This is a genomic window from Micromonospora sp. ATCC 39149 (assembly GCF_000158815.1).
In the GTDB taxonomy this organism is placed as follows: Bacteria; Actinomycetota; Actinomycetes; order Mycobacteriales; family Micromonosporaceae; genus Micromonospora.
Genome location: NZ_GG657738.1, coordinates 467,043 through 469,337, shown reverse-complemented (window position 1 = coordinate 469,337; position 2,295 = coordinate 467,043). Strand labels below are relative to the sequence as shown.

Sequence of the window (2,295 nt, the reverse complement as noted above, 5' to 3'; positions counted from 1 at the left end):
CCGCCCGGCACCGCCGCCGTCGCGGTGCTGCTGTGCTGGAGGAGACGCACGATGAAGACCAAGGGACTGCGCGGGTAGCTGGCCGCCGACACCGAGCTGGGCGCCGGCAACGTGCTGGCCCGGGTGCTGGCGCACGGCGCCGACCCGGACGGCCCGGGACTGACCTTCGACACTGCCGTGGACGAGCATCCCGCCGAACGTCCGCTGACGCTGGGTCAGCTCGACGAGCGGGTCGCCGCCCGGGCCGCCTGGCTGCACGCCCGGGGCGTCAAGCCGCGCGACCCGGTCGCCGTCTGGGCCACCGCCGCCGCCGACATGGTGCTCAGCTTCCTGGCGCTGACCCGACTCGGCGCGATTCCCGCGCTGATGAACGGCAGGCTGCGCCCGGAGATCGCCGCCGAGTACATCCGCCGGCTGCGCGGCGCGGGCGTGCTCGCCGACGCCGCGCACACCGAGCTGCTGGCCGGGCACGACCTCGGCGTGCCGCTGCTCGGCACGCCCGCCGACGCCGGCACGGGTGACCCGGCCGCCGCGCCGGCGCACTACCGGCACCACCCCGACGACCCGATCGTCATCACCCACACCTCCGGCACCACCGGGGTGCCCAAGGCGGTGCTGCACTCGCACGCGAGCCTGTTCGCCGCCACCCGGCACCTGCTGTCCATGCCACAGGCGCAGGGCACCGGCCGCATCCTCAACGCGCTGCCCGCCCCGCACACCGCGACCGTGCTCATGGTCAACCAGGCGCTGGGCAACCGGGCGGAGATGTTCCTGCTGTCCGACCAGGGCGGCGAGCGGGTGCTCGACGCGATCCAGCGGTGGCGGCCGGACGGCGTGTTCGGCTTCTCCGTCACCTGGGCGGAGCTGGCCCGGTTCGACCTGTCCGCGTACGACCTGGACTCGGTGCGGTTGTGGTTCAACACCGGCGACTGCTCGCACGAGCCGCACGTGCGCCGGCTCGTCGCGGTCGGCTCGCGGGACACCGTGACCCGCCAGGGCGTCGTGCGGGTGCCCGGCTCCGTCTTCATCGACGGGCTGGGCTCCAGCGAGATGGGCCACTCGATGTTCCACATCACCCACACCGCCGACACCGACCGATACGGTCGCTGCGTGGGCCGGCCGTACCGGTTCACGAAGGTCGCGGTGCTCGACGCCGACGGCAACGAACTGCCTCCGGGGCAGGTCGGCTTCCTCGGCATCGACTCGCCGTCGCTGTTCCGGGGCTACTGGAACGACTCGGTCACCACCTACCGGTTCCGGCTGCGCGGCTGGTACCTCACCGGCGACCTGGTGTACGCCGACGACGAGGGCCGGTACTACCACCTGGACCGGGCGGTCGACTCCGTCGAGGTCGGCGACGGACGGCGGTTCTTCACCGCCCTGTCCGAGGAGCGGGTCCTCGCCGCCTGCCCCGACGTCACCGACTGCACGGTGGTGATCGTGAAGGAGGGCGACCGGGTCGTCACCGACGTGCTGCTGGAACTGGCGGCCGGGGCCGACCCGGGCACCGACCGCACCGAGGCCGTCCGCGCCGCGCTCGGCGCGGACGTCGGGGCGACCCTGCGCCGGGTGGTGCCGGTGCGCTCCGAGGACATCCCGGTCACCGTCACCGGAAAGGTTCGCAAGGTGGTGCTGCGCGCACGCTACCTGACCGAGTCGCCGTCGTGACGGCTGTCATCACCGGGATGGGCCTGTTCACCCCGGTCGGCCGGGGCGTGGGGGAGACCTTCGACGCCCTGCTCGCCGGCCGGTCGGGGCTTCACCGCCCGCCGCAGGACCACCCCGCCCGCGAGTCGCTGGAGTCCGCCGGGCTGCTGCCGGAGATCGACGCGCGTACCGTCGTGTCCGGCCCGGAGGCCCGGGTGGTGGACCGGATCGTCGTGCTGGCCCTGCTCGCCGCCGCCGCCGCGCTCGCCGACGCCGGCATCGAGGTCGGCCGCGACGTCGACCCCGGCCGGATCGGCGTGATCGTCGGCGGCGTCGGCGGGATGTCCACCCTGGAACGGCAGGTGCTGGCGCGGGCCGAGCGAGGCCGGGCGGCGGTCAGCCCGTACCTGCTGACCGGGATCCTGCCGAACATGCCGGCGGCGCGGATCGCCATCGCCCACGGCATCCGTGGCTACAGCTCGTCGGTCGGCACGGCGTGCGCCTCCGGTGCCCAGTCCGTCGCCGACGCGGTGCGGCTGATCCGGGCGGGGGAGGCCGACGTGGTGGTCTGCGGGGCCAGCGAGGCCCCGCTGTTTCCCACCTTCGCCGACACCTTAAGGCAATGCCCGGGCGCTCGCCCGGGGCTGG

The 2,295-nt window shown here is 74.3% G+C and carries 1 protein-coding gene and 1 pseudogene; both read left to right on the top strand.

Going from position 1 to position 2,295, the window contains the following annotated elements; translation table 11 throughout:
• Positions 1 to 78 precede the first annotated feature (78 nt).
• Positions 79 to 1,668, top strand: coding sequence for a class I adenylate-forming enzyme family protein (locus MCAG_RS01995; protein ID WP_007071322.1), 1,590 nt, complete (start codon positions 79 to 81; stop codon positions 1,666 to 1,668).
• A pseudogene (locus MCAG_RS01990) lies at positions 1,665 to 2,295 on the top strand (beta-ketoacyl synthase N-terminal-like domain-containing protein); the annotation flags it as partial. The gene MCAG_RS01995 and the pseudogene MCAG_RS01990, both read left to right, overlap by 4 nt.